This is a genomic window from Citrobacter sp. S-77, assembly GCF_963864895.1.
In the GTDB taxonomy this organism is placed as follows: Bacteria; Pseudomonadota; Gammaproteobacteria; order Enterobacterales; family Enterobacteriaceae; genus Citrobacter; species Citrobacter murliniae.
The window spans coordinates 691,523-718,309 of the sequence record NZ_CAWLWU010000002.1 but is presented as its reverse complement, the minus strand read 5'-3'; the positions used below and the strand labels follow the sequence as shown (position 1 = coordinate 718,309).

General features: G+C 47.4%; 25 protein-coding genes, 1 tRNA gene and 2 pseudogenes. 18 read left to right on the top strand and 10 right to left on the bottom strand.

What is annotated here, in order from left to right:
- The first annotated feature begins 4 nt into the window (after positions 1 to 4).
- From AACS05_RS04005 to AACS05_RS03990, 4 genes are read left to right on the top strand one after another with little or no spacing between them, the layout of a single operon-like run.
- Positions 5 to 277 (top strand): flagellar biosynthetic protein FliQ, encoded by a 273-nt coding sequence (locus AACS05_RS04005; protein WP_045440110.1) that lies wholly within the window; start codon positions 5 to 7, stop codon positions 275 to 277.
- Between the two features lies 1 nt (position 278).
- Positions 279 to 1,061, top strand: a complete 783-nt coding sequence (fliR, locus tag AACS05_RS04000; protein WP_045440107.1) for a flagellar biosynthetic protein FliR — start codon at positions 279 to 281, stop codon at positions 1,059 to 1,061.
- Positions 1,051 to 2,190: a flagellar biosynthesis protein FlhB gene (gene flhB / locus AACS05_RS03995; RefSeq protein WP_045440105.1), complete on the top strand. Its 1,140-nt coding sequence runs from the start codon at positions 1,051 to 1,053 to the stop codon at positions 2,188 to 2,190. The genes fliR and flhB overlap by 11 nt, the downstream gene beginning before the upstream one ends.
- Entirely contained in the window at positions 2,174 to 4,267 is a 2,094-nt protein-coding gene (locus tag AACS05_RS03990) for a flagellar biosynthesis protein FlhA (protein WP_045440103.1), read from the top strand. Before flhB ends, AACS05_RS03990 begins: the two co-directional genes overlap by 17 nt.
- A 38-nt stretch (positions 4,268 to 4,305) precedes the next feature.
- Here AACS05_RS03990 and AACS05_RS03985 read toward each other — a convergent pair whose 3' ends face one another.
- Positions 4,306 to 5,067: a C40 family peptidase gene (locus AACS05_RS03985; protein WP_045440100.1), complete on the bottom strand. Its 762-nt coding sequence runs from the start codon at positions 5,065 to 5,067 to the stop codon at positions 4,306 to 4,308.
- A 338-nt stretch (positions 5,068 to 5,405) separates the two neighbouring features.
- Between AACS05_RS03985 and dpaA the strand changes: the two genes are divergently transcribed.
- On the top strand, positions 5,406 to 6,146 hold the full coding sequence (gene dpaA, locus AACS05_RS03980; protein WP_045440098.1) for a peptidoglycan meso-diaminopimelic acid protein amidase: 741 nt from the start codon (positions 5,406 to 5,408) through the stop codon (positions 6,144 to 6,146).
- On the opposite strand, the gene AACS05_RS03975 is transcribed toward dpaA, so the two are convergent.
- Together AACS05_RS03975 and lpcA are read right to left on the bottom strand one after the other, a co-directional pair.
- Entirely contained in the window at positions 6,117 to 6,884 is a 768-nt protein-coding gene (locus tag AACS05_RS03975; protein ID WP_045440090.1) for a class II glutamine amidotransferase, read from the bottom strand. The two genes, dpaA and AACS05_RS03975, sit on opposite strands and share 30 nt — an antisense overlap.
- Before the next feature lie 213 nt (positions 6,885 to 7,097).
- Positions 7,098 to 7,676: a D-sedoheptulose 7-phosphate isomerase gene (lpcA, locus tag AACS05_RS03970; RefSeq protein WP_045440088.1), complete on the bottom strand. Its 579-nt coding sequence runs from the start codon at positions 7,674 to 7,676 to the stop codon at positions 7,098 to 7,100.
- Between the two features lie 239 nt (positions 7,677 to 7,915).
- Here lpcA and fadE point away from each other — a divergent pair, with 239 nt between their 5' ends.
- From fadE to AACS05_RS03930, 9 genes and pseudogenes are all read left to right on the top strand, one after another.
- On the top strand, positions 7,916 to 10,360 hold the full coding sequence (gene fadE / locus AACS05_RS03965) for an acyl-CoA dehydrogenase FadE (protein WP_045440086.1): 2,445 nt from the start codon (positions 7,916 to 7,918) through the stop codon (positions 10,358 to 10,360).
- Between the two features lie 109 nt (positions 10,361 to 10,469).
- Positions 10,470 to 11,237: an amidohydrolase gene (locus AACS05_RS03960; RefSeq protein ID WP_045440083.1), complete on the top strand. Its 768-nt coding sequence runs from the start codon at positions 10,470 to 10,472 to the stop codon at positions 11,235 to 11,237.
- Between the two features lie 151 nt (positions 11,238 to 11,388).
- Positions 11,389 to 11,799, top strand: coding sequence for a Spy/CpxP family protein refolding chaperone (locus tag AACS05_RS03955; RefSeq protein WP_045440080.1), 411 nt, complete (start codon positions 11,389 to 11,391; stop codon positions 11,797 to 11,799).
- Positions 11,800 to 12,085: 286 nt separating this feature from the next.
- On the top strand, positions 12,086 to 12,910 hold the full coding sequence (locus tag AACS05_RS03950) for a PRD domain-containing protein (RefSeq protein WP_045449449.1): 825 nt from the start codon (positions 12,086 to 12,088) through the stop codon (positions 12,908 to 12,910).
- 31 nt (positions 12,911 to 12,941) lie between these two features.
- Positions 12,942 to 14,210: pseudogene (locus AACS05_RS03945) on the top strand (PTS transporter subunit EIIC); the annotation flags it as partial.
- Entirely contained in the window at positions 14,187 to 14,528 is a 342-nt protein-coding gene (locus AACS05_RS24920) for a PTS transporter subunit EIIB (RefSeq protein WP_370637135.1), read from the top strand. The pseudogene AACS05_RS03945 and the gene AACS05_RS24920, both read left to right, overlap by 24 nt.
- On the top strand, positions 14,528 to 15,712 hold the full coding sequence (locus AACS05_RS03940; RefSeq protein WP_045440074.1) for a MalY/PatB family protein: 1,185 nt from the start codon (positions 14,528 to 14,530) through the stop codon (positions 15,710 to 15,712). Before AACS05_RS24920 ends, AACS05_RS03940 begins: the two co-directional genes overlap by 1 nt.
- Positions 15,705 to 16,301 (top strand): KpsF/GutQ family sugar-phosphate isomerase, encoded by a 597-nt coding sequence (locus AACS05_RS03935; protein WP_045440072.1) that lies wholly within the window; start codon positions 15,705 to 15,707, stop codon positions 16,299 to 16,301. Before AACS05_RS03940 ends, AACS05_RS03935 begins: the two co-directional genes overlap by 8 nt.
- Before the next feature lie 73 nt (positions 16,302 to 16,374).
- Entirely contained in the window at positions 16,375 to 17,328 is a 954-nt protein-coding gene (locus tag AACS05_RS03930; protein WP_045440069.1) for a phosphoglycerate dehydrogenase, read from the top strand.
- 45 nt (positions 17,329 to 17,373) lie between these two features.
- On the opposite strand, the gene AACS05_RS03925 is transcribed toward AACS05_RS03930, so the two are convergent.
- Positions 17,374 to 17,450 (bottom strand) — tRNA-Asp (locus AACS05_RS03925).
- A 134-nt stretch (positions 17,451 to 17,584) separates the two neighbouring features.
- A complete protein-coding gene (gene dnaQ / locus AACS05_RS03920) occupies positions 17,585 to 18,313 on the bottom strand; it encodes a DNA polymerase III subunit epsilon (protein WP_045449447.1) in 729 nt (242 codons plus the stop codon).
- Here dnaQ and rnhA point away from each other — a divergent pair.
- Positions 18,267 to 18,845: pseudogene (rnhA, locus tag AACS05_RS03915) on the top strand (ribonuclease HI). The gene dnaQ and the pseudogene rnhA overlap by 47 nt on opposite strands.
- Here rnhA and AACS05_RS03910 read toward each other — a convergent pair.
- The gene (locus AACS05_RS03910) at positions 18,842 to 19,564 is read right to left on the bottom strand and encodes a class I SAM-dependent methyltransferase (protein WP_045440064.1); all 723 of its coding nucleotides are present in this window, start codon (positions 19,562 to 19,564) and stop codon (positions 18,842 to 18,844) included. The pseudogene rnhA and the gene AACS05_RS03910 overlap by 4 nt on opposite strands.
- 33 nt (positions 19,565 to 19,597) lie before the next feature.
- Here AACS05_RS03910 and gloB point away from each other — a divergent pair, with 33 nt between their 5' ends.
- Together gloB and mltD are read left to right on the top strand one after the other, a co-directional pair.
- Complete coding sequence (gloB, locus tag AACS05_RS03905; RefSeq protein WP_045440061.1) at positions 19,598 to 20,353, top strand: hydroxyacylglutathione hydrolase; 756 nt, start codon at positions 19,598 to 19,600, stop codon at positions 20,351 to 20,353.
- A 71-nt stretch (positions 20,354 to 20,424) separates the two neighbouring features.
- The gene (gene mltD, locus AACS05_RS03900; protein ID WP_045440059.1) at positions 20,425 to 21,783 is read left to right on the top strand and encodes a murein transglycosylase D; all 1,359 of its coding nucleotides are present in this window, start codon (positions 20,425 to 20,427) and stop codon (positions 21,781 to 21,783) included.
- Between the two features lie 49 nt (positions 21,784 to 21,832).
- Here the strand turns inward: mltD and AACS05_RS03895 are convergent, their stop codons facing one another.
- The 3 genes from AACS05_RS03895 to AACS05_RS03885 all read right to left on the bottom strand — a co-directional run bounded on the left by AACS05_RS03895 (position 21,833) and on the right by AACS05_RS03885 (position 24,789).
- A complete protein-coding gene (locus AACS05_RS03895; RefSeq protein ID WP_045440056.1) occupies positions 21,833 to 22,603 on the bottom strand; it encodes a class I SAM-dependent methyltransferase in 771 nt (256 codons plus the stop codon).
- A 78-nt stretch (positions 22,604 to 22,681) separates the two neighbouring features.
- The gene (locus AACS05_RS03890) at positions 22,682 to 23,482 is read right to left on the bottom strand and encodes an endonuclease/exonuclease/phosphatase family protein (RefSeq protein WP_045440054.1); all 801 of its coding nucleotides are present in this window, start codon (positions 23,480 to 23,482) and stop codon (positions 22,682 to 22,684) included.
- A gap of 131 nt (positions 23,483 to 23,613) precedes the next feature.
- Complete coding sequence (locus tag AACS05_RS03885; protein ID WP_045449445.1) at positions 23,614 to 24,789, bottom strand: MFS transporter; 1,176 nt, start codon at positions 24,787 to 24,789, stop codon at positions 23,614 to 23,616.
- 104 nt (positions 24,790 to 24,893) lie between these two features.
- On the opposite strand from AACS05_RS03885, the gene yafC reads away from it, so the two are divergent.
- Entirely contained in the window at positions 24,894 to 25,808 is a 915-nt protein-coding gene (yafC, locus tag AACS05_RS03880; RefSeq protein WP_045440052.1) for a DNA-binding transcriptional regulator YafC, read from the top strand.
- Positions 25,809 to 25,830: 22 nt separating this feature from the next.
- Here the strand turns inward: yafC and dkgB are convergent, their stop codons facing one another.
- Entirely contained in the window at positions 25,831 to 26,634 is an 804-nt protein-coding gene (gene dkgB, locus AACS05_RS03875; RefSeq protein WP_045440051.1) for a 2,5-didehydrogluconate reductase DkgB, read from the bottom strand.
- Positions 26,635 to 26,787 lie beyond the last annotated feature (153 nt).

The following is a 26,787-nucleotide window of genomic DNA, read 5'->3' as shown; positions in this document are numbered from 1 at the left end:
AGATATGTTAACCATTGATGTAGCAGCAGATATTGTCGCCAGCGGTATAAAGGTCGTGATTATTTTAGTCTGCGTATTGGTCGTTCCGAGCCTGTTGGTGGGTATCCTGGTCAGCATTTTCCAGGCGGTAACACAGATTAATGAACAAACGCTCAGTTTCTTACCCAGACTGATTGTCACCCTGGCCGTACTGGGTATTTGCGGGAAATGGATGATCGTCCAGTTAAGCGATCTCTGCGTTCATCTGTTCACTCAGGCCGCCATTTTGGTGCATTGAAATGCGCGAAACAGACATCACACAGTTAAGCAGCCTGATACTGGGCATGTGGTTTCCATTCGTGCGCATTATGGCGTTTATTCGCTATGTGCCGGTACTGGATAACGCAGCACTGACGATCCGCGTGCGCATTATTCTTTCGCTGATGCTGGCCTTCATCATCACGCCGTTGGTCCCTCATCCCGTTCCCGACAGTCTGCTGTCGATAAACAGCATTATTTTAACCGTGGAGCAGATCCTGTGGGGAATGCTTTTCGGCCTGATGCTGCAGTTTTTATTTCTGGCACTCCAGCTGGCTGGTCAGATCCTCTCATTCAATATGGGGATGAGTATGGCCGTGATGAACGATCCCAGCAGCGGCGCGTCAACCACGGTGTTGGCAGAAATGATCAACATTTACGCCGTGATTTTGTTTTTTGCCATGGACGGGCATCTATTGCTGGTGAGTATTCTGTTCAAGAGTTTTACCTGGTGGCCAATTGGCAATGCGCTGCATCCGCAGTCGTTACGCACAATTTCTCTGGCGCTGGGCTGGGTGTTAGCTGCAGCTACGCTGCTCGCACTCCCGACCACGTTTATTATGCTGGTCGTACAAGGCTGCTTTGGTTTGCTTAACCGCATCGCCCCGCCATTAAACCTGTACTCGTTAGGCTTCCCCATCAACATGCTGGCCGGCCTGGTGTGTTTTGCCACTTTGCTTTACAACCTGCCCGATCACTATCTGCATCTGGCGAATTTTGTTCTGCAACAGCTCGACGCGCTGAAGGGGCACTATGGCGGATAACGGCAGCGAAGAAAAAACAGAAAAACCCTCGTCGCAAAAACTTCGCAAAGCCAGACAAGAGGGTCAAATTCCGCGTTCAAAAGACATGGGCCTTGCTGCCAGTCTTTTTGCCGCCTTTATGGTGATTTCCAGTAGTTTCCCATGGTATGAAGATTTCGTGCGCGAAAGCTTCACCAGCGTGCATCAGTATGCACAAGATATTAATAATCCAGACATTATCGGGCAATTTCTTGAGCATCATCTACTGATTTTAGGGAAATTCATCCTGACGCTACTCCCCATGCCCGTCGCCGCCCTGTTTGCCTCACTGGTGCCCGGCGGATGGCTATTTCTACCGAAGAAAATTTTGCCAGACTTCAGCAAACTAAGCCCGCTGAAAGGGATCGGTCGCCTGTTTTCAACGGACCACCTTATTGATACTGGAAAAATGACGCTGAAAGCATTAGTCCTGCTCGTGATGTTGTGGATTAGCCTGCGCAACAATTTCGCAGCGTTCCTTGGGTTACAGGAGTTGTTCTTTAAGCAGGCCATTACCGAAGGGTTATCGCTTTATAGCAGCGTGATGCGCAACTTTGTCATCCTGTTTATTTTCTTTGCCCTGCTTGATGTTCCTCTGAGCAAAAAAATGTTCCTCAAAGGACTGAAGATGACCAAGCAGGAAATTAAAGAAGAGTACAAAAATCAGGAAGGTAAGCCAGAAGTTAAGGCCAGGATCCGCCGTCTACAGCGTCAAATGGCGATGGGTCAAATTCGTAAAGTGGTTCCAAAAGCCGATGTGGTGATCACTAATCCAACACATTACGCCGTGGCCCTCCAGTATGACCAGGCTCGTGCCGCCGCCCCTTTCGTTGTCGCGAAAGGGACCGATGAAATTGCATTGTATATCCGTCAGGTGGCAGCAGAAAACAAGATCGAAATTGTTGAATTTCCAAAACTGGCGCGCTCTGTTTATTACACCACCCAGATCAATCAACAAATCCCTTTTCAACTGTATCGGGCGATTGCACACGTCCTGACCTACGTACTGCAAATGAAACACTGGCGTGACGGTTCACAGGCACGCCCATCACTGAACAGACATATTTCCATTCCTAAAGAGGTTCTTAAACTGGATGCCGAAAACAACTAAGCAATTCCTCGCGCTATTGCGCAACGGTAATATCGGCGTGCCGCTGGTTATCCTGTCCATCCTGGCGATGGTGATCCTGCCATTACCTCCCGCCCTGCTGGATATTCTGTTCACCTTTAACATCGTGCTGGCGGTAATGGTGTTGTTGGTGGCTGTTTCTGCGAAACGTCCGCTCGAATTCAGCCTGTTTCCAACCGTCCTGCTGATCACCACACTGATGCGACTGACGCTGAACGTGGCGTCAACACGTGTGGTTTTGCTCCATGGTCATATGGGAGCAGGTGCCGCCGGTAAAGTCATTGAGTCCTTTGGACAGGTGGTGATTGGCGGTAACTTTGTGGTCGGTTTTGTGGTGTTCATCATCCTGATGATCATCAACTTTATTGTGGTCACCAAAGGTGCGGAACGTATCTCCGAAGTTTCGGCTCGCTTTACGCTGGATGCCATGCCCGGTAAGCAGATGGCGATTGATGCCGATCTGAACGCAGGATTAATTAACCAGGCACAAGCGCAAATTCGACGTAAGGACGTGGCGGGAGAAGCCGATTTCTATGGCGCAATGGATGGCGCGTCTAAGTTTGTCCGTGGAGACGCCATCGCCGGGATGATGATTCTGGCCATCAACCTGATAGGCGGCGTCTGTATTGGGATATTTAAATATGACTTAAGTGCCGAAGCGGCATTCCAGCAATACGTACTGATGACTATCGGTGACGGTCTGGTCGCACAAATCCCATCTCTGCTGCTGTCAACGGCTGCGGCGATTATCGTGACACGCGTGAGCGACAGTGGCGATATTGCTACTGACGTGCGCAGCCAGTTGCTGGCAAGCCCATCCGTCCTTTATACCGCCACCAGCATTATGTTTGTGCTGGCGATTGTTCCGGGCATGCCCCACTTTCCGTTTCTGGTTTTCAGCGCCCTGCTGGGGTTCACCGCCTGGCGCATGAGCAAACGCCCGAAGGTTGCTGAGACCGAAGAGAAAAATCTCGAAACGCTGACCAAGACCATTGCCGAAACCACCGAGCAACAGGTCAGCTGGGAGACGATTCCTTTAATTGAACCCATTAGCCTGAGTCTGGGGTATAAGCTGGTGTCGCTGGTGGATAAATCAAAAGGGAATCCTCTTACCCAACGAATTCGCGGTGTGCGGCAGGTTATTTCAGACAGTAATGGCGTTTTGCTGCCAGAAATTCGCATCCGTGAAAACTTCAGGCTAAAACCAACGCAATACGCTATTTTCATCAATGGCATTAAAGCTGATGAGGCGGATATTCCATCGGATAAGTTGATGGCGCTGCCCTCCAGCGAAACCTATGGCGAGATCGACGGCATTTTAGGACACGATCCGGCATATGGAATGCCCGTTACCTGGATTGCGGCTGCGCAAAAAGCAAAGGCTTTAAATATGGGGTATCAGGTGATCGATAGCGCCAGCGTTATTGCCACCCATGTGAATAAGGTTATTCGCGGGCATATCCCTGACCTGTTTAACTATGACGATATTACTCAGTTACATAACCGCCTGTCATCGATGGCACCACGCCTGGCAGAAGATCTTAATACGGCGTTGAATTACAGCCAGCTGTTGAAGGTATATCGTACGCTGCTAATCGAAGGGGTATCCTTACGCGATATCGTCACCATTGCCACCGTACTGGTCGCCAGCAGTGCCGTGACGAAGGATCACATTCTGCTGACGGCTGATGTACGTCTGGCGCTGCGTCGCAGCATCACACACCCGTTTATCCGTAAAGATGAGCTTGCTGTCTATACGCTCAATAATGAACTGGAGAATTTGCTCTCTAATGTGGTCAATCAGGCGCAACAAAGCGGCAAAGTGATGCTCGACAGCGTCCCGGTCGATCCGAATATGCTCAATCAGTTCCAGACCAATATGCCGCAGATTAAAGAGCAAATGAAAGCGGCGGGTAAAGAACCCGTGCTGTTAGTCGCCCCACAATTACGCCCTCTGCTCGCCCGCTACGCACGGCTATTTGCGCCAGGCTTACAGGTGCTGTCTTACAACGAAGTCCCGGATGAACTGGAATTAAAAATCATGGGAGCGTTGAGTTAACGATTCCCCAGGCGGTAATGAAAATACCGCCTTTTTTATTACAGGATAGTGTTTTCCGTCAGAATACGGCGGGCGCCGAGATAATGATCCTGCCAGAAAGGATCGGCTAAATTGCTGACCCGAATGGTTTCTCCCGTACGCGGTGATTCAATGAATTGCCCCTGCCCCAAATAAACGCCCATATGATCGGCAATATCCTGGCTGTGAATATGAAAAAACAGCAAATCGCCACGACGGATATCGCGATGAGAGACAATGGTCGCCCGGCGATAGTGATACATTTCATTTGCGGTGCGGGGTAGCTTCGCCGCCAGAATTTTATTGTAGGCATAAAAAATCAACCCACTACAATCAAACCCCTCATCCGGGCTGGTCCCCCCCCATTGGTAAGGCTTGCCCAGTTGCTGCTCAAGACGATGAATCGCCACCTCAGTGATATTGTGCAAGTGATCACTACTGAGAAAATGGTCGTTCTCTGCCAGTTCCTGCCAGCGATGGTCGCTGGCTTTAAGCGGACCAGGAAACCACTCCGGGTGCTGTTTAATCAGAACACGGTTTTGCTGGCGTAGTGCTCTTTTGCTTTCTGCGTTTCCTTCCACAATGTAACCCGCCTGCTTTTTTAGCTGTGTATGATACTGCTTCAGCAGTCGGGTGCGGTTACGCATACGCAATTGCGCCGCATAGCTTAAGTGCGCGTCGGATAAGGAAGGTTGAACTTTGGCTGCTGAGGATACGGAAAACACGACACACAAAGACAGCAGGCCCGGCAAAAAGCGTCGGGGAGAGGATGCAAAAAACATGAAAAAAAGATTACCTGGTCAAACACGTTCGTCGCAGTCTACTGCTATTGCCGATCGAACCGTTTTAATATTTGATTATTAAATAATTAATATTATTAATTCAATATATTAGCGTTGATGTATTCTGCTTGCTCCACGTATTACGCGCCCCAACAAAATAGGTCAGTGTCTGACTGCTTCTAATCCCAATTTTCAGTATAAGGTGTAAACGCCTCACGAGAGACTTGCGAAAAACTTTCTTGGTGCTAATGTGAGCGCTCCAAATCCAGATTTTTCTGATTTGGGGACTCTTTTTGCCGTCCTGGCGTGTGTAACCGTTTTATCAAGGAACAAGCAGTATGCGTAAAATCGCATTTTTTCTTGCGATGCTTTTGATGCCGTGCGTCTCATTTGCCGGTTTGCTGAGCAGCAGTAGCCCGACCACGCCAATCAGCAAAGAATATAAGCAGCAATTGATGGGATCTCCTGTCTATATTCAGATCTTCAAAGAAGAACGAACGCTTGATCTGTACGTTAAGATGGGTGAACAGTATCAATTGCTCGACAGTTACAAGATCTGTAACTATTCCGGTGGCTTGGGACCAAAACAGCGTCAGGGTGATTTTAAAAGTCCGGAAGGGTTTTACAGCGTACAGCGCGGTCAGCTCAAGCCGGATAGTCGCTTCTATAAAGCGATTAATATTGGCTTTCCCAACGCCTACGATCGTGCTCATGGTTACGAAGGTAAATACCTGATGATCCATGGTGCCTGCGTTTCCGTCGGCTGTTACGCAATGACCGACAACGGCATTGATGAGATTTTCCAGTTTGTGACCGGTGCTCTGGTGTTCGGGCAGTCCAGCGTTCAGGTTAGCATTTACCCGTTCCGTATGACCGACGCGAATATGCAGCGCCATAAGTTTTCGTATTACAAAGATTTCTGGACGCAGCTAAAACCGGGATACGATTACTTTGAACAAACACGTAAGCCACCGACAGTGTCAGTCGTCGATGGCCGTTACGTTGTCAGCAAGCCGTTGAGTCACGAAGTGGTTCAGCCACAATTGGCGTCAAACTACACGCTCCCCGAGACAAAATAGCGCCCACTCGCCTGGCATGATCTTTTGCCAGGTTTCATTACCCGTCAGCGGCTGAGTGGCGATCACGGTGACCACATCATTAGGTGTGGTCTGCGAGCTAAAATCAATTTCGACATCCTGATCAAGCAGCGTAGCAACACCGAATGGCGCACGTCGGGTAATCCAGTACAAATTGGTCGAGCAGAAGGCCATCACATAGCGCCCGTCAGACAGCAGCATGTTGAAGACGCCTTTCTTACGTAGTTCCCCTGCCAGCACCGCAATATATTTAAACACTGCCGCCATGTTACCAGGCGTACGAGGATAACGTTCGACCAGTTTATGTAAGAGCCAGCAAAAGGCTTTCTCGCTGTCGGTTTCACCGACCGGGCGAAAATTCCCCGTTGCCAGTGACTTATAACCACTAAGCTGCCCGTTATGGGCATAGGTCCAGTTGCGGCCCCACAGTTCACGTGTGAAAGGGTGCGTATTTTCCAGCGCGACTTCACCACGATTTGCCTGGCGAATATGGGCAACGACGGAACAGGATTTGATGGGATAGTCTTGTACCAGTTTGGCGATAGGCGAATTAAAGCTGGGTTGCGGATCTTTAAACGTACGGCAGCCCTTACCTTCATAAAACGTAATACCCCAGCCATCTTTGTGCGGCCCGGTACCTCCGCCGCGCTGAACCAGCCCGGTGAAGCTAAAGCAGATATCGGTTGGCACATTAGCGCTCATCCCGAGCAGTTCGCACATACATCACCTCCACAAACGCCTTAAAGCGGGAAGGCGTAATTGTTGCAGCCAGTTTGGATTCAAAGTAGCAAATAAAACCGCTTCCTATACCCTAAATAATTCGAGTTGCAGGTAGGCGGCAAGGGAGGAAATCCCCAGGAGCATAGATAACTATGTGACTGGGGTTTCTGAGTGCAGCCAACGCACCTGCAGCTTGAAGTATGACGGGTATAGTTATTTAACCATCTCTTTTTCGATAAGCTGAATCAGGATATGAATCACTTTAATGTGAATTTCCTGAATTCGATCAGCATAACCAAAGTGCGGGACACGAATTTCAATATCTGCGCTACCCGCCATTTTCCCGCCATCTTTCCCGGTCAGGGTAATGACTTTCATGCCCTTCTCGCGAGCAGCGGTAATCGCTTTAATCACGTTTCCAGAGTTACCTGAGGTCGAAATACCTAACAGGACATCACCCTCACGCCCCACCGCTTCGACATAGCGAGAGAAAATATAATCGTAACCGAAATCGTTGCCGACGCAGGAGATATGGCTGACGTCAGAGATAGCGATAGCCGGGTAGCCGGGACGGTTTTCGCGATAGCGCCCGGTTAGCTCTTCGGCAAAGTGCATTGCATCACAATGGGAGCCGCCGTTACCGCAGGAAAGTACCTTGCCACCCGCTTTAAAACTGTCTGCCAACAGGACCGCCGCGCGCTGAATGGCGTGAATATTGGCGTCATCTTTAAGAAAATTAGCCAGCGTTTCCGCCGCTTCGCTCAGTTCGTTACGAATAAGATCCTGGTACATGAGGATATCCTTCAGCATGAATGTAAATGACAAGATGCAGTGTACCGGATAGCGCTACGAGCGAGAAGTACAAGCCACAGGAATGCCCATGGCTTTTGATTTTTTGTGCCGGTCAAAACAGCAACAATGTGAACCCTGTTGTAATTATTTTGTAAAATTATTGCTAAAAGAATTCACATACACTATAACCATATCATCACAAGTGGTCAGACCTCCTACAAGCAAGGGAGCTTTTCGTTATGATGATTTTGAGTATTATCGCTACGGTTGTTCTGCTCAGCGTACTGTTTTATCACCGCGTGAGCTTATTCCTCGGCAGCTTAATTTTGCTCGCCTGGACGGCGGCGCTTGGCGTCGCTGGCCTGTGGTCGGTCTGGCTGCTGGTTCCTCTGGCCATTATTCTCGTACCGTTTAACTTTACGCCGATGCGCAAATCGATGATCTCCGCACCGGTATTCCGCGGTTTTCGTAAAGTCATGCCGCCGATGTCACGTACTGAGAAAGAAGCAATTGATGCCGGTACCACCTGGTGGGAAGGAGATCTGTTCCAGGGTAAACCTGACTGGAAAAAATTGCACAGCTACCCTCAGCCACACCTGACGGCAGAAGAACAGGCTTTTATTGATGGTCCGGTAGAAGAAGCATGCCGTATGGCAAACGACTTCCAGATCACCCATGAATTAGCCGATCTGCCGCCGGAATTATGGGCTTACCTGAAAGAACACCGCTTCTTCGCGATGATCATTAAGAAAGAGTACGGCGGACTGGAATTCTCCGCATATGCTCAGGCCCGCGTTCTGCAGAAACTTTCCGGTGTTTCCGGGATCCTGGCGATCACTGTCGGCGTGCCTAACTCCTTAGGCCCTGGTGAACTGCTGCAACATTACGGCACCGAAGAGCAGAAAAACCATTATTTGCCACGCCTGGCGCGTGGGCAGGAAATTCCTTGCTTTGCACTGACCAGCCCGGAAGCCGGTTCCGATGCAGGTGCAATTCCTGATACCGGTGTAGTTTGCATGGGTGAATGGCAAGGTCAGCAGGTATTAGGTATGCGCCTGACCTGGAACAAACGCTATATCACTCTGGCCCCTATCGCTACCGTGCTGGGTCTGGCGTTTAAACTCTCTGACCCAGAAAAACTGCTGGGTGGTGAAGAGGACCTGGGTATTACCTGCGCACTGATCCCAACGTCTACGCCTGGGGTGGAAATTGGTCGTCGCCACTTCCCGTTGAACGTCCCGTTCCAGAACGGTCCGACGCTGGGTAAAGATGTTTTTGTACCGATTGATTACATTATCGGTGGACCGAAAATGGCCGGTCAGGGCTGGCGTATGCTGGTGGAATGCCTGTCTGTCGGTCGTGGTATTACTCTGCCGTCTAACTCTACAGGTGGCGTCAAATCTGTTGCGATGGCAACGGGTGCTTACGCCCATATTCGCCGCCAGTTCAAAATCTCTATCGGCAAGATGGAAGGTATTGAAGAGCCACTGGCACGTATTGCGGGTAACGCCTATGTGATGGACGCTGCTGCGTCGCTGATTACCTACGGCATTATGCTCGGCGAAAAACCGGCGGTGCTGTCAGCTATCGTGAAATATCACTGTACCCACCGCGGACAGCAGTCAATCATCGATGCGATGGATATTACTGGCGGTAAAGGCATTATGCTTGGGGAAAGCAACTTCCTGGCGCGTGCTTATCAGGGCGCACCTATCGCCATCACCGTTGAAGGCGCGAACATTCTGACCCGTAGCATGATGATCTTCGGCCAGGGCGCGATTCGCTGCCATCCTTATGTCCTGGAAGAGATGGCTGCCGCACAAAGCAACGACGTCAATGCGTTCGACAAACTGCTGTTCAAACACATTGGTCATGTTGGCAGTAATAAAGTGCGCAGTTTCTGGCTTGGCCTGACTCGCGGGTTAACCAGCAGCACGCCGACTGGCGATGCCACTAAACGTTACTATCAGCACCTGAACCGTCTGAGCGCGAACCTGGCCTTACTCTCAGACGTATCCATGGCCGTACTGGGCGGTAGTCTGAAACGTCGCGAACGTATCTCAGCCCGACTGGGCGATGTATTAAGTCAGCTGTACCTGGCCTCTGCCGTGCTGAAGCGTTATGACGATGAAGGCCGTAACGAAGCAGACCTGCCGCTGGTTCACTGGGGCGTACAGGATGCATTGTATAAGGCTGAACAGGCGATGGATGACCTGCTGAAAAACTTCCCGAACCGCCTGGTTGCCGGGTTGCTGAATGTGGTTATTTTCCCTACCGGGCGCCACTATCATGCACCGTCTGACAAGCTGGACCATAAAGTTGCGAAGATTTTGCAGATTCCAAGCGCCACGCGTTCTCGTCTTGGTCGCGGTCAGTACCTGACGCCAAGCGAGCACAACCCGGTTGGTTTACTGGAAGAAGCTTTGCTGGACGTGATTGCCGCCGATCCTATCCACCAGCGTATCTGTAAAGAGTTAGGTAAAAACCTGCCATTTACTCGTCTGGATGAACTGGCACGCAATGCTCTGGCAAAAGGTTTGATTGATAAAGACGAAGCTGCGATTCTGGTGAAAGCCGAAGAGAGCCGTCTGCGCAGTATCAACGTTGATGATTTTGAACCTGAAGCGCTGGCGACTCAGCCGGTAAAGCTGCCAGAGAAAGTGCGTAAAGTCGAAGCAGCATAACACAAATGCTCGACTGCTAGCCCCGCTTATGGCGGGGCTTTTTATTGCCACATTTTTGTTAAAGCTCATGCTACAGTGTCAAAATAATGTTCAACGAGGAGCCTCGATCGTGCCTGGTTTGAAAATAACTCTGCTGCAACAACCACTGATCTGGATGGATGGCCCCGCTAATCTGCGCCATTTCGACAGACAACTGGAAACCGTCACCGGACGTGACGTCATTGTGTTACCTGAGATGTTTACCAGTGGATTTGCAATGGATGCAGCAACCAAATCGCTTTCGCAGGAAGAGGTTGTCAACTGGATGCATACCAAAGCGCAGCAGGCAAATGCCCTGATAGCAGGCAGCGTTGCGTTACAGTCAGAACGTGGTCCGGTAAATCGCTTTTTACTGGTTGAACCTGAGGGTCGAGTTCATCTCTATGATAAACGCCATCTGTTTCGCATGGCGGATGAACATCAGTATTATCAGGCAGGCGAAGAGCGCGTTATCTTTGAATGGCGTGGCTGGCGTATTCTGCCATTGATCTGTTATGACCTGCGTTTTCCGGTATGGTCACGTAATCGCAATGATTACGACCTGGCGTTATATGTCGCAAACTGGCCAGCACCACGCTCAGTGCACTGGCAGGCGCTGCTTACCGCTCGAGCGATTGAAAATCAGGCTTATGTAGCAGGATGTAACCGCGTAGGCACTGACGGTAATGGTCATCATTATCGCGGCGACAGTCGGGTTATTAATCCGCAGGGTGAAATCATTGCGACCGCCGAGCCACATCAGGCAACGCGGATTGACGCAGAATTATCGCTCGCTATGCTGCGGGAGTATCGTGAGAAGTTTCCAGCCTGGCTGGATGCCGACGCATTCACGCTGTAGATATCGCCTTCTCCTGCTACGGCGCAAATTTTCCGTAGCGGGATTGTTTCACTCCGTAACCAACCGCAAAACAAATTCGCGTGGCGACATGCCTCAAGCAACGTATTCTGAAAATGACAATCACACGTAAATTCTTTTTCAGGATATCAAAATGAAAAAATTCGTACGCATGACTTTGCTGGCTGCTACCCTGGCTGGTGCCTCTTTTAGCACGCTCGCAGCAAACGTATCCAACGTTCCGGTTCCAGCCCAGGATCCAGTAGTACAACATCTTAAACTGACCAACGACCAGGTCGCACAGATTAAAAAGCTGCACCAGCAGCTTGAAACCAATGTTAGCCAGATTTCAGTGAAGGATGTTAAAGACGGTGCGCTGATTGACGTCATCAAGTCCGGAAAATGGGATGATGCCGCAGTCAGGAAACAACTTTCCGCGTTCAGCAACATCGAACAACAGGCGCGTTATTATCGGGTGAAGTACTACTTTGACCTGAGCAAAGTGCTGACTCCGGAACAACGCCAGCAGGTTCAAAAAGATATCGCGCAGACACTGAGCGAATGACGTTTACACGCTGTCGAAGAAAGGCGGGCAACATCACACATAGAAAAACAATATACATACAAGGAATGTATTCACTAAAAAAACCATTTGAATGCTGTATGTGAGGTTTGCACTTCAGATTTGGTATGTTAATCCTAAAACAGGACGTACATCTCATTTATTTAAGATAGTTCTGTGTAGGGTATACGCATTAGTGAATAATCTTGTAACTGTTAAATCAGGCAAGACAACGTTTGAAGTAATTATTACTTCTTACTTGTCTTGCCTTTTTTTTTGGAGCCATGAAATGATCATCGAAAAAGTCATGAATAACAATTGTGTGCTGGCATCGATGAGTGGTCAGGAAGTCATCATTTCTGGTCCTGGCGTTGGTTACAATAAAAAGAATGGTATGCCGGTTCCGCCTCATCCGGCTAACCGATTCTTTTATGTCAGAAATGAAGAGAAAGGTAAACTATACAAACTCATAGAGCGAGTAGATATTGATTATGTTTTTGTCTCTGAAAATATAGTTCGCTATGCGGAAATGAATCTTGACAAAAAATTAAACCCATCACTTTTGCTGATTCTTGCAGATCATATTTCCAATGCAATCTCACGGTGCGCATCAGGCATCCAAATAAGCAATATATTTCTTGACGAAATAAAAGCATTATACAAATCGGAGTATGCTATCAGTCGCGACGCTTTATCTATTATTAATGAGTATTTTAAGATCCAACTTCCGGATGATGAGATTGGCTTCATTGCCCTGCATATTTTAAATAATTATGAAAACACCTCCGACTATGAGTCCTTCAGAATTATAGAATTCTCGCAACGAATCACAGACATTATCGAAAAAGTTTACGAGAAAAGAGTAGATCGGAATGCATTCAATTACTCACGTTTCATGACCCATTTGAAATATTTTTCTTGTAGAGTGCTATGCAACGAAAAGATAAAAAATAAAGATATTGGTGATATTTATGAATATTTCCTGGAAAAAGATTTAATTTTACAATGTTCCATTATTGAAATTGAAAAATATTTAAAATCCGAATTTAACTATAGACTAGCAATGGAAGAGAAATTATATCTTTCAATTCGCATTAAAGTATTGATGGACTGATTACCTTTCACTTTATCACGAGACAGTTAATATGAAACAGAAAAAAGCCTGGAGTTTTTTTCAGAGCCTGGGGAAGGCATTTATGTACCCAATCGCTCTGTTAAGCGTATGCGGCATGATGTTAGGTTTGGGAAGTGGATTAGCCAGTGAGGAAATGGCCAAATTAATTCCTGTACTAGGATTCCCTATCGTTAAATCATTTCTGGATTTTGTTGTTAATTTAGGGCTATTTGCTTTTGTTAATTTACCGGTGTTATTTGCAATCGCTATCCCGTTGGGCCTGCTGAAAGAAAAAGAAGATAAAGCATATGGTGCATTCTCCGGCCTGGTGGGTTTTATGGCAATGCATTTAGGGACAAACTTCTATCTGAAAACCCATGGTCTGTTAGTTCCCGTCGACCAGATGTCTACACATGGACAAACTATCATTCTGGGAATTCAGTCATACAACACCAGCGTACTGGGGGGGATTGTTGCAGGGTTGATGGTATTCACTATGTATAAGCGGATCGTCAATCTACGCATCCCTGAGTCGCTGGGATTCTATAGCGGCCCGCGCCTTGCGCCGATCATTACGTTAATTGTCATGAGTGTTTTCGGTATCATTATTCCCTTCGTATGGCCGCCGTTCTTTAACCTCTTTATGTTAATCGGCCACTGGATATCTACCTCTGGCCCAATAGGTTATTTCTTCTATGCCGTTGCAGAGCGCGTAACGATTCCCTTCGGACTAAACCATTTAGTCACTTCCGTATTCAGATTTACACCAATCGGTGGTTCAGCGATCATCAACGGTGAAGAATATTACGGTACCCTCAATATGTTTATGGCCTATGTCAAAGAGAATGCCGTCATTCCTCTGGACCTTGCTGGTAAAATGGAACAGGGAAAGCTAATGATCCAGTATGGTTTAGCTGGCGCAGCTCTCGCAATGTATCAGACTGCCCATGTACAAAATCGTAAGGCTATTAAAGCACTTTTGATTTCTGCGGTGCTGACTGTAATTATTGGTGGTGTTAGCGAACCAATAGAGTTTTTATTTCTGTTTGTCAGTCCTGTTTTGTTTGTGTTCCATGCTTTCATGAATGGTTTTGCTAATATGTTCCTACCGTATCTCGGTGTTAAAATGGGATTTACTGGCGATTTGATTCAATTTATGAGTTTTGGCGTATTGCGCGGAACAAGAACCGGCTGGCCAGTGGCTGTCTGTGTAGAAATAGCCTACTTCTTTATTTATTACGCGGTGTTTAAATGGGCCATTCTTAAATATAACCTGATGACCGTCGGCAGAGAAGATAGTGACCAGACACCTTCAGCAACAGCAACTGAGGTTGTAGTACCTGTTGCACAACCTGAGATAAATACCAATATGGGTCCCAGCACAGCAGAAAAAATGATTGAGGCCCTGGGTGGTAAGGAAAATATCGTATCACTGGATAACTGTGTTACACGTTTACGTCTGACAATCAACGATATGGAGATAATAGACGAGACGGCCATTAAAAGACAGGGAGGGATCGCTATTGTTAAACTCGACAAAAACACCCTGCAAGTCATTATTGGTACAAAAGTTATCGCCTTGCGTAAAGAAATGGACCAATATATGGAGTCATACTGATGGAATTTTTTAACACTCCTGTTTCCCGAAAAGGAACGTACTGTACTCAGTGGGACTTCTGCGAAGATAGGTTCGGTGTAAAAGATATTATTCCGTTTTCAATATCAGATATGGATTTACCGATGCCGGAAGCGATAACCAACGCATTACGAAAAAGACTGGAACATCCTATCCTCGGATATAGTCGCTGGCAACATAGCGAGTATCTCAATTCGATATGCCATTGGTATGGTCAGAAATATGATACGGAGATCGATGCTAATTGGATCACCTATAGCCCAAGTGTGATGTACTCTATCGCCAAAGCGCTAGAGTTATTAACTGATTATGAAGATAACATTCTGATATTTACTCCGGCATATAATGCATTCTTTGATGTTATCAAAAACACCGGAAGAAAATTAACTACTTCAACATTGATTCGGGAAGAAGACGGTCGATATAGCCTTGACTGGAAGGATTTTAATACCAAGGCAAAGCATGCAAAGATAATTTTATTGTGTAATCCACATAATCCTACAGGAAAAGTGTGGTCTGAAGATGAACTGATAAAGATCTCAGAAATCTGTTCAAAAAACAACTGTTGGTTATTATCCGATGAGATCCACAGCGATTTCACATTTAGCCACAAATTCACCTCTGTACTTAAGTTACATTATGATAAAACAGTTGTTTTTAACTCCATCTCAAAGACATTTAATGTCCCAGCTCTAACGGGTTCTTATCTTATTACACCTGATAATAATTTTAATGAGAAATTCAGGTTGATAACTCGATACAGGGATTTTGTCAACTCGCCATCAGTATTGAATATCATTGCCACTATCGTTGCTTATAATGAATGTGATGGATGGTTACACGAATTAAGAACACATCTTAGATCCAACGTTGATTTTGCAGTTAATTATGTTAAGGAAAATATTTCATCGCTGCTACTCAAAGAGTCTGAAGGTTGTTACTTTGCGTGGATAGACTGCTCACAAATCAGTTGTTCGTTCGATAAATTCTATTCAAGATTAATTCATGAAGGAAAAGTCGGGATTATGGCTGGCAGTGTATATGGGCCTGGCGGAGAGAACTTCTTACGGCTTAATCTGGCATGTAGTAGAGAAAAACTACATCAGGGCTTATGTCGGGTCGCTTATGTTATTGATAAAATAAATCAGGAAAATAAACATGAATAATACTGATATCATCTCTCTCATTAAAACCTTCATGCGTAATGAACACAAAGCAGTTGAAGAAATAATTAACGCGCCACTTTCAGAAACAGCAAGTTTGGTCAAAGTAATCCAATCTTGCAGAGGGAAAGTTGTTTTTATCGGCGTGGGAAAATCAGGAATAATTGCTAAAAAACTGGCTGCTACATTTTCCAGCACAGGCACCCCCTCATTTTTTATTCATGGAACAGAAGCTGTTCATGGTGATCTGGGTATGGTTACCAGCGAAGATGTAGTTATCTTGATATCCAATAGTGGTGAAACAACAGAACTGTTAGCTACCTTGCCAAGTCTAAAAAAGATGAATAATTTTTTAGTCTCATTTACCCGAAGCCACAACTCATCGCTGGCTACTAATTGCAATTTATCTGTAGAAATCCCGGTGAGAAACGAAGCAGATAACTTAGGTCTTGCTCCATCCTGTTCTTCAACTGCTGTTCTTGTCGTGGGAGATGCCGTGGCCCTCGCCCTGTCAGAACTAAAGCAGTTTACCCGGACCGATTTTGGTCTATTTCATCCTGGAGGTGCTCTCGGCGTTAAAGCAAATTCATAACTTGTGTCATTTTTATTGTAACCGGTCTACGCCATCACAACCTGATGGCGTTCTCAGGTCTGAGGTATTAGATATGAAAAATATATTAATCACCGTTTCCAGTTTTTCAGCTCGTTGTGTTACAGGTTGCAAGTTACTGCGCGATAACCAGTTTAATCTCATTTTTAAGAACAATATTACTCATCTTATTCAATCTGAACCGGATGACGTGCGTGAATCTATTGATGCAGTCATTGCCGGAACAGATTGTTATGACGCAAGTGTGTTTTCTCTTCTACCAAAACTGAAAATCATCTCAAGATTTGGCACCGGTATTGATAATATAGATACAGAGGCGGCAAAAAAAGCAGGTATTGTGGTTAATAATGCCCGAGGACTCAATGCCAATGCGGTTGCTGAGTTTATAATCGGACTTATTTTCTCTGGTCTAAGAAATATTCCCGGTAATCACATGGACATGCAAAATGGTTACTGGGGATACTCGCTGGGAAATGAATTAAATAGTAAACGAGTGGGATTATTAGGTTTTGGGAATATAGCAAAAACCCTGGTTAAGAGGTTATCCGGTTTCGACATTGAAATTCTCGCATACGACAAATTCCCGGATCACGAGATGGCTGATAAAATGGCGGTAAAGTTTGTGTCAATTGACGACATCTTCATGCAGTCTAACGTCATTATCGTTCTTCTCCCATACACACCATCATTAGAGAATTTTATCAGTCACAAATATCTTTCTATGATGAGAAATGGTGCCTTGCTTATCAATGCTGCTCGAGGGAAATTAATAGATGAACGAGCGTTGTTGCAGGTAACTGATGAAAGGAATGTACATTCCGCTCTCGACGTATTTCAGCATGAACCGCTACCACAATTCAGCCCTTTGCTACATTCCAGAAATATTATCACTACACCGCACATCGCTGCTGCGACGGTAGAATCGTACCATCAGACAGGGATCCATGCTGCGAAGTCAGTTATTGATTTTTTTGCTGGTAAAGCAATAGAAAATATTTGTAATGAGTAAAACGACGAAAGCCTGAATCATTGCTGATTCAGGCTCTCTGAATAGTGGCGGAATGGACGGGACTCGAACCCGCGACCCCCTGCGTGACAGGCAGGTATTCTAACCAACTGAACTACCACTCCGCGTTGTGTTCCGCTTGGGAACGAAGCGAATATTACGGATTGCCTCGCACCTCGTCAACGCTTTTTCTCACGTTTTTTAATCGTTTGCTGCAAAAATCACCCGAATGGCCATTTCTACACTGTAAATGCGTAAACTATGCCCGCCAGAGACAACTTCCGCCTTTCTTCTGAACCAGATCGAGGCGCGATTCATGGGCCGCTAACTCTTCCTCAGTGGCGAAAACAACGCGTAACTTGCTGGAGTGGCGCACAATGCGCTGGATCCCGGTATCATTCTGCTGCTGACTGTCGCCTTCCATTGAAAACGCCATCGTTGTCTGCCCACCAGTCATCATCAGATAAACGTCGGCCAGAATCTGGGCATCGAGTAACGCGCCGTGTAATGTACGCTTACTGTTGTCTATCTCGTAACGTGAGCACAATGCATCAAGGCTGTTACGCTTACCAGGAAACATTTTCCTCGCCAGCGCCAGGCTATCAGTCACTTTACAGAATGTATTTGTTTTCGGGATATCACGATTAAGCTTCGCGAACTCGTAGTCCATAAAGCCGATATCGAACGATGCGTTATGAATGACCAGTTCAGCGCCACGAATATAGTCTAAAAACTCATCGGCCACATCGGCAAACGTGGGTTTATCCAGCAGGAATTCATCCGCGATTCCGTGTACACCAAATGCTTCCGGGTCCACCAGCCGATCCGGCTTAAGGTAAACATGGAAGTTATTACCGGTCAGGCGGCGGTTCACCACTTCAACCGCACCGATCTCAATAATCTTGTGGCCTTCGTAATGGGCGCCAATCTGGTTCATACCGGTGGTTTCGGTATCGAGGACGATCTGTCGTGTAATTCCAGTGCTCATAGCGGTCATTTATGTCAGACTTATCGTTTGATTTCGATTTGCTAAAACAGGAAGTCTACCAGAGATGCTTAAACAGGTAGAAATTTTCACCGATGGTTCTTGCCTGGGAAATCCAGGGCCTGGTGGTTATGGGGCAATTCTACGCTATCGCGGACGTGAAAAAACCTTCAGCGAAGGGTATAACCTGACCACCAATAATCGTATGGAGTTGATGGCCGCAATCGTCGCGCTGGAGGCACTAAAAGAACAGTGCGAAGTGGTTCTCAGTACCGATAGCCAGTATGTACGTCAGGGCATTACTCAATGGATCCACAACTGGAAAAAACGCGGCTGGAAAACTGCAGATAAAAAGCCAGTGAAGAATGTCGATCTCTGGAAGCGTCTGGATGCCGCGCTGGGCCAGCATCAAATTAAATGGGAATGGGTAAAAGGCCACGCGGGTCACCCGGAAAACGAACGCTGTGATGAACTTGCGCGCGCTGCAGCGATGAGTCCCAGTCAGGATGATGTTGGATATCAGGCCGAGACTTAAGCATCAGGCTTCCGGTATTGCCGGGTTGCGCCAACGGCCTGGCGGATACGTGCTTTGCTTTTATTTTGTTTCATCGGATTAAGCGTAAGCGGGATTGTTCGCTTACGTGCAACAATCAGTTGTAAACACCCTAACGCCGGAACATGTGCGCTTAACAGTTTCCCCCCTTGTTTACTCCAGGGCAAAACGTGAAAACGGCTGTAGTGCAACACTTCAAAATTCAGCAAAGAGAGCCAGTCCAGTTGACGCATCAGCGTAAACATCCGGCTGTTATAGGGCGATGTTTTACGTAATACCGGCACCAGTTTACGCAAGCCCATCAGGCTAACCGGATTAAATCCACTGACTATCAGCCAGCCATCATCAATAAGCACACGGTCTGCCTCCCGCATTAAGCGATGTGGATCGGCACACCAAGGCAAAGTATGTGCCAGCAAACAGACATCGACGGATTTATCGGCGAAGGGAAGATGTAACGGATCGGCCAGCACCTGCATCGGTGAGCCTTGCGCAGAAACATTTACCTGATGAGAAACCGCGCACGCTTCAGAATTGATTTCTGCGCTTAAATTGCCAATCTTAAGCAGATGAAAACCGTACATTTTTGCGAACCACGGGTTAAGCTCATTCTCCAGCGCCTCACGATAGTGCTCGCCCCAGGGTAAATCATCCCAGCTAACGGGCGCTACGACAGTTTGAGGGATCCTTGCCGGTTTCATCACAACCTTCCGTTACGCATTGAGAGGTATTTTATGAATCTTAACAGCATTCCCGCATTTCAGGACAATTACATCTGGGTCCTGACAAATAATGAAGGCCACTGCCTTATTGTGGATCCTGGCGAAGCAGCTCCGGTATTAAAAGCCATTACTGAGCATAATTGGGTACCTGAGGCCATTTTCCTCACCCACCACCATCAGGATCACGTTGGCGGAGTGAAAGAACTTCTACAGCATTTTCCACAAATAGTGGTTTATGGCCCAGCAGAAACACAAGATAAGGGAACGACGCACATAGTCAAAGATGGCGATATCGCCCTCGTTTTAGGGCATGAATTTAGTATATTTGCTACCCCGGGTCACACTTTAGGACATATTTGTTACTTTAGTCATCCTTATTTATTTTGCGGCGACACGCTCTTCTCTGGCGGCTGCGGCCGACTTTTTGAAGGCACAGCTTCGCAAATGTATCAATCACTTAAAAAAATAAGCGCCCTTCCTGACGATACATTGGTTTGTTGCGCACATGAATACACATTAGCAAATATGAAGTTTGCCTTAAGCATCCTTCCGCACGATTCGTTCATAAATGATTATTATCGTAAAGTTAATGAGTTACGCGTAAAAAAACAAATGACACTGCCCGTAATTCTGAAAAATGAGCGTCGAAATAATATTTTTTTAAGAACAGAAGATATTGATTTAATTAATGAAATTAACAAAGAAACAATATTGCAACAACCTGAAGAGCGTTTTGCCTGGTTAAGGTCAAAGAAAGATACGTTCTGACAATTCCGGGTTGCCTTTTGAAAACTTCGCCGTTATGATCGGTCGTCTTTTAAGCAACTATTGACACACACATGAAGGCAAAAGCGATATTACTCGCCTCTGTCCTGCTTGTTGGGTGCCAGAATACTGGTAACGTCCAACAGCACGCACAGAGCCTTTCTGCAGCTGGTCAAGGGGAAGCAGGAAAGTTCACTAGTCAGGCGCGATGGATGGACGATGGGACATCTATCGCGGCCGATCAAGATTTGTGGGCTTTCATTGGTGACGAGCTAAAGATGGGAATTCCGGAAAACAACCGGATTCGCGAACAAAAACAGAAGTATTTACGCAATAAGAGCTATCTCCACGATGTAACTTTACGGGCAGAGCCGTATATGTACTGGATAGCCGGGCAGGTTAAGAAACGTAACATGCCAATGGAACTGGTACTACTACCCATAGTGGAGAGCGCTTTTGATCCTCACGCAACGTCTGGCGCCAATGCCGCAGGTATTTGGCAGATCATTCCGAGCACGGGGCGCAATTATGGTTTAAAACAGACTCGCAGTTATGATGCACGTCGCGACATAGTGGCTTCCACCACTGCCGCGCTGGACATGATGCAGCGTCTGAACAAGATGTTTGATGGCGACTGGCTGCTGACCGTTGCTGCTTATAATAGCGGTGAAGGTCGCGTGATGAAGGCAATCAAAGCGAACAAATCTCGTGGTAAGCCCACCGATTTCTGGTCGCTCCCTTTGCCTCAGGAAACGAAGCTATATGTGCCCAAAATGCTGGCATTGAGCGATATTCTCAAGAACAGCAAACGCTATAGCGTGCGTCTGCCAACCACAGACGAAAGCCGCGCGTTAGCACGTGTTCGTCTTAACAGCCCGGTTGAGATGGCTCAGGTTGCCGATATGGCGGGTATTTCCGTCAGCAAGCTGAAGACATTCAATGCAGGTGTGAAGGGCTCTACGTTGGGTGCCAGCGGCCCGCAATACGTGATGGTGCCAAAGAAGCACGCAGAGAAGTTGCGTGAATCTCTGGCCTCTGGCGAAATTGCAGCCGTGCAGTCAACGTTAGTTGCGGATAACACGCCACTAAACAGCCGTAGCTACAAGGTTCGCTCTGGCGATACACTTTCTGGCATCGCTTCACGTCTTGGCGTAAATGCGAAGGATCTTAAGCAGTGGAACAATCTGCGTGGATCTACCCTGAAAGTGGGTCAAAGCCTGACCGTTGGTGCTGGCACCAGTGCGCAGCGACTGGCTAACAACAGCGATAGCATCACCTATCGTGTACGTAAAGGCGACTCGCTTTCGAGCATTGCTAAACGTCACGGCGTTAACATTAAGGATGTGATGCGCTGGAACAGCGATACGGAAAATCTGCAACCAGGCGATCAGCTAACGTTGTTTGTAAAGAACAACGGTATGCCGGACTCCTGATGAGATTATAAAAATTAAGGCACTGGTTTCCCCCCAGTGCCTTTTTTATTTATGCCGTTTTATGTGCTTCAACCATGATCGTGTCGCTGGTGAACGAACCGTCTTCCTGTAATTCAAAATACGCCTTCACTTCAGCAGAAGCACTCTCCTGATACAATCGGATAGCCTCTGTCAGTGCAACGGGAGTACGCATTCTCGCAACCCATGAACTGAATTCTAACGGCAGGCGATCTGTGAACAACGTATCGGCAATCATATTCGCGTCATTAATCAGAGACAGCCACTCACCGCTGGAATAGTTGCGCACATGCGAGGTATCGCGCAACGCTTCAACGGTTTGCAGCCAGATATCACGCACAGGGTGTCCGGGAGACATCACATCCATAATAATCAGCACACCGCTGGGTTTAAGTACGCGATTCACTTCCCGCAGCGCTTTCCCGACATCATGCCAGTGGTGCGCTGAATATCGGCTAATCACCACATCAAAAGTTTGATCCTCAAACGGCAGACTTTCAGCATACCCCTGTCGGATGGAAATATTCTCCAATCCCTTCTCTTTTGCCGTCTGTACAACCACCTCGAGCATCTGCGAAGATAAATCATACGCTACCACCTGCTTCACATTCTGTGCCGCAATAAAGCTGGCGTGCCCCGCACCACATCCCATATCCAGTACACTTGCCTGCGGAAAAAAGGACAGTCGCTCGGCCAGTCGCTGCAAATCGCGCCCGGATGCATGTACCGCGCTGGTTAAATAGGCCTTTGCCTGAGAGCCAAACTGCTTTTCGACGTTGTCATGATGGGAGCGTGTTGTCATTGTGTTGTCCTTCGGTTGTTGTGAAATATAAAGGGCAGCACCACTACAGGCCTGCCCTACGGCAGACCTGACACACCTTTATTGTTCAGGCTTGCCGGGACTAAATTCAACGAGTAGAGGATTATGGTCGGATGCGCTCGTCACCAGCACAGAGGCTTCGCTCACGTTCAAACCACGGTAAAACACAAAATCGAGGGGGCGACCAAATGCGCGTCGGCGCTGATCGTCAGTAAAGCGCACCTGGCGCAGAGACATTTCACGAGAAAAGCGGTACAGCGCGTTCATACGCCGACGGCTCCATGCATTAAAATCGCCGGCCATAATCACTGGGCCACTGTGATGAGCAATCTGATCGCCAATGGGAAGTAACTGCTTACTATAGACATCCACGCCGAGACTGAAGTTAACAGCATGAATATTCACCACCATTAATAAACGCGAATCAGGTAGTGGGTAAACTGTCACCAGTGCCGATTTTGCCAACCGCAATATGGGTTCACGCTCACGCAGCGGGCAACAGTAAACAGGATGTGCAGCAGAAAGCGTCATGACGCCAGAGGGATGCTGAGGCAGCACAAAAGCGGGAACCTGATCGGCAGCAAGATAGTTAGCGGTCGCAAACTGCACCAGTTCAGGCGTAGTCTGTGCTTCTTGCAATAACACCAGATGCGCGTCTTTGCCAAAGTTCTTCAGCACCGACAACCATTCTGCCCGCTGCTGTTTAAAAATATTCCACACCAGGACGCGGATGCGATCCTCGCTGCTTAACGGAACGCCTGCGGGCAATGCCTGGCCAATATGCGCAAACGACCCTGGCGGTAAAATTCGCTCAACGGGCTGTCCGGCAACATAGCGCATAGCATAGGTGTTTTTTCGCACTTTAGACTTTCAAACCTCTGTAACGTCAACCAGCCCGCAACCGGACTGGTTCTTCTGTTATAGGGATTTTAGCACTCACTTTCAACGGACAATTGCAGTTTGTTTTGTAAGTAGGTACTTACATCGGTGATTTATCCCAGAGCTACACGTGCGGGTTTATCAAGACGACCGCTCACGTTCATCAGAAAGAAAGCGCTCAATACGATTAGCGCACCAATCCACGGGGTCTGCGCTAACCCATAATGCTCTACCGTTTGGCCACCAATCACTGAACCCAATGCAATGCCAATGTTGAACGCCGCAATGTTCAGTCCTGAGGCCACATCAACCGCATTGGGTGTAAATTGCTCCGCTTTCTGCACCACGTAAACCTGCAGCCCTGGTACGTTGCCGAAGGCAAAAATCCCCATGACAAGGATTGTCGCCAGAGCTGCGTACTGAGTGGATGCAGTTAACTGAAAGACCATCAACAGAACAAACAGGGCTGCGAAGATAAATTTCAACGCTGGAACGGCGCCATGTTTATCCGCCAGTCTGCCACCCCAGATATTACCGATGGCAACAGATACGCCATACCCCAGTAAGATCCAGCTTACCGCTGCCGGTGAGAATCCCGCCAGATCCTGCATCATCGGTGCAAGAAAAGTAAATGCCGTAAAGACACCACCATAGCCCAGCGCCGTAACGGCATAGATGAGTAACAGGCGAGGATGCGTTAAGACTTTCACCTGATCGCGAATACTGGCAGCAGCCCGACCGGGGATATTCGCAGGGATCAGCAACTGACTGCTAATCAGAGCAATGACACCTAACATAGATACCGCGAGGAAAGTCTCACGCCAGCCAAAATGCTGACCAATAAATGTTCCCAACGGAACTCCTGTCACAAGTGCCACCGTTAACCCACCAAACATAATAGCGATGGCTGAAGCTGCTTTCTCTTTTGGCACCAGGCTTGTCGCAATAGTAGAACCAATTGAGAAGAACACGCCATGTGCGAGACCGGTCAGCAGGCGTGCAACAATTAACGTCATATAACCAGGCGCCTGCCATGCCAGCAAATTACCGACCGTAAATAGCACCATTAGCGCAACCAGCAGTTGCTTACGCGGCAGACGTCCGGTCAGAGCAGTCAGTACCGGCGCACCAATTGCCACGCCCAGCGCATAGATAGAAACCAGCATTCCTGCAGAAGGCAAAGAGATCGCCAGCTGTTCGGCGATGGTCGGCACAAGGCCGACAATTACAAATTCAGTCGTACCAATAGCAAAAGCACTTATTGTCAGTGCAAATAAAGCGAGAGGCATAAATAACTCCATATCATCAGTAATCAGATGACACGAAGTATGCCGGGATGTTTTAATAACAAAAATATTCAAAATCTCAATATAATTTTGCTCCAGGTGCAAAAATGAAAGCAACTTCAGAAGAACTGGCCATTTTCGTTGCTGTTGTGGAAAGCGGTAGTTTTAGCCGCGCTGCAGAGCAGTTGGGACAAGCCAATTCCGCTATTAGCCGGGCAGTAAAAAAGCTGGAGATGAAGCTGGGTGTCAGTTTGCTCAACCGAACAACCCGACAGCTCAGTCTGACTGAAGAAGGTGAACGTTATTTCAGGCGAGTGCAGTTGATATTGCAGGAAATGGCTGCGGCAGAAACAGAAATTATGGAGTCTCGTAATACCCCGCGCGGCCTGTTGCGTATCGACGCGGCGACGCCGGTGATGTTGCATTTTCTGATGCCACTCATCAAACCTTTCCGTGAACGTTACCCTGAGATGACGCTGTCACTGGTTTCCTCGGAGACATTTATCAATCTTATTGAGCGAAAAGTTGACGTTGCAATACGAGCAGGTGCGCTTACGGACTCGAGCCTGCGCGCGCGCCCACTATTTACCAGCTATCGTAAGATTATTGCCTCACCGGAGTACATTGCCCGATTTGGTGAGCCTGAGAGCGTAGAGGAGCTTAAACAACATCTGTGTCTGGGTTTTTCCGAGCCTGTCTCACTCAATACCTGGCCTATTGCCTGTAGCGATGGACAGCTTCATGAAATTGAGTGCGGACTCTCTTCTAACAGCGGTGAAACATTGAAACAGCTTTGCCTGAACGGGAACGGAATTGCCTGTCTTTCAGATTATATGATTGATAAAGAAATCTCGCAGGGTGAACTGGTGGAGTTGTTGGCAGATAAACGTCTGCCCGTTGAAATGCCCTTTAGCGCAGTGTATTACAGCGATCGGGCTGTAAGTACACGTATTCGCGCGTTTATCGACTTTTTGAGTGAACATGCAAGAACAGCTCCCGCAGGAGCTGTGAAACAGGATTAACTCAACACAAAGGCAGCAGTCATTAATCCCATTCAGGGGCCAAACCCTCGGGGCTGACAAGGCGATCGTTACGATCCAGTGCAGCGATCGCAAGTTTGTCCTCTGTATCCAATTGCAGTTGTAGCGCGAGCAGATTGCTTGCCAAATTTTCACGTTTAGTCGAAGAAGGTATAACTGAGTACCCTTCTCCCATTGCCCATGCAAGAATAGCCTGGGCCGGGGTGGCATTATGTTTAGCCGCAATACGAGCAATCACTTTATCTTTCAGCGCGTTGCCATAAGCCAGTGTCATATAAGAGGTGATATGGGTACCGTGTTGTTTGGCCCATTTAACTACTTTACGGTTTTGCAGATACGGGGAAAGCTCTATCTGATTAGTTGCAATATTTTCAGCACCCACCGCAGCAATTGCTTTTTCCATCAAAGGGATAGTGAAGTTAGAGATCCCAATTTCACGGGTTAACCCCTGCACTTTTGCTTCCAGTAATTCCTGCATAAACTCTTCAACGGATACGGCACCGTTAGGAGAAGGCCAGTGGATAAGTGTCAGATCAACATACTCAGTACGCAGCTTTTTCAGACTATCTTTAAGGCTCGGGATCAGCTTGTCCCGGCCCAGATTTTCAGTCCAGATCTTGGTGGTAATATACAATTCGCTGCGTGGCACACCGCTTTCAGCAATTGCCTGACCCACTGCGGCTTCATTATCATAGATTTGCGCAGTGTCGACTGCACGGTAGCCCAGTTCAAGGGCGGTTTTAACAGATGCGATAACAACGTCGTCTTTCAGGCGAAAAGTGCCTAAACCGAATGCAGGGATAGCCATAAATTCCTCTTTTTAATCACAGGGTTTGTTAACTGGGAGGATTATGACCGTCAGATCTTTGCAGAAAAAGAGTGTAAAATGCAGAGGATTTTTGCGTATTTGGCAATAATAAAAATGAATAAAAAAAAGCCCTGAGCATTAGCTCAGGGCTCT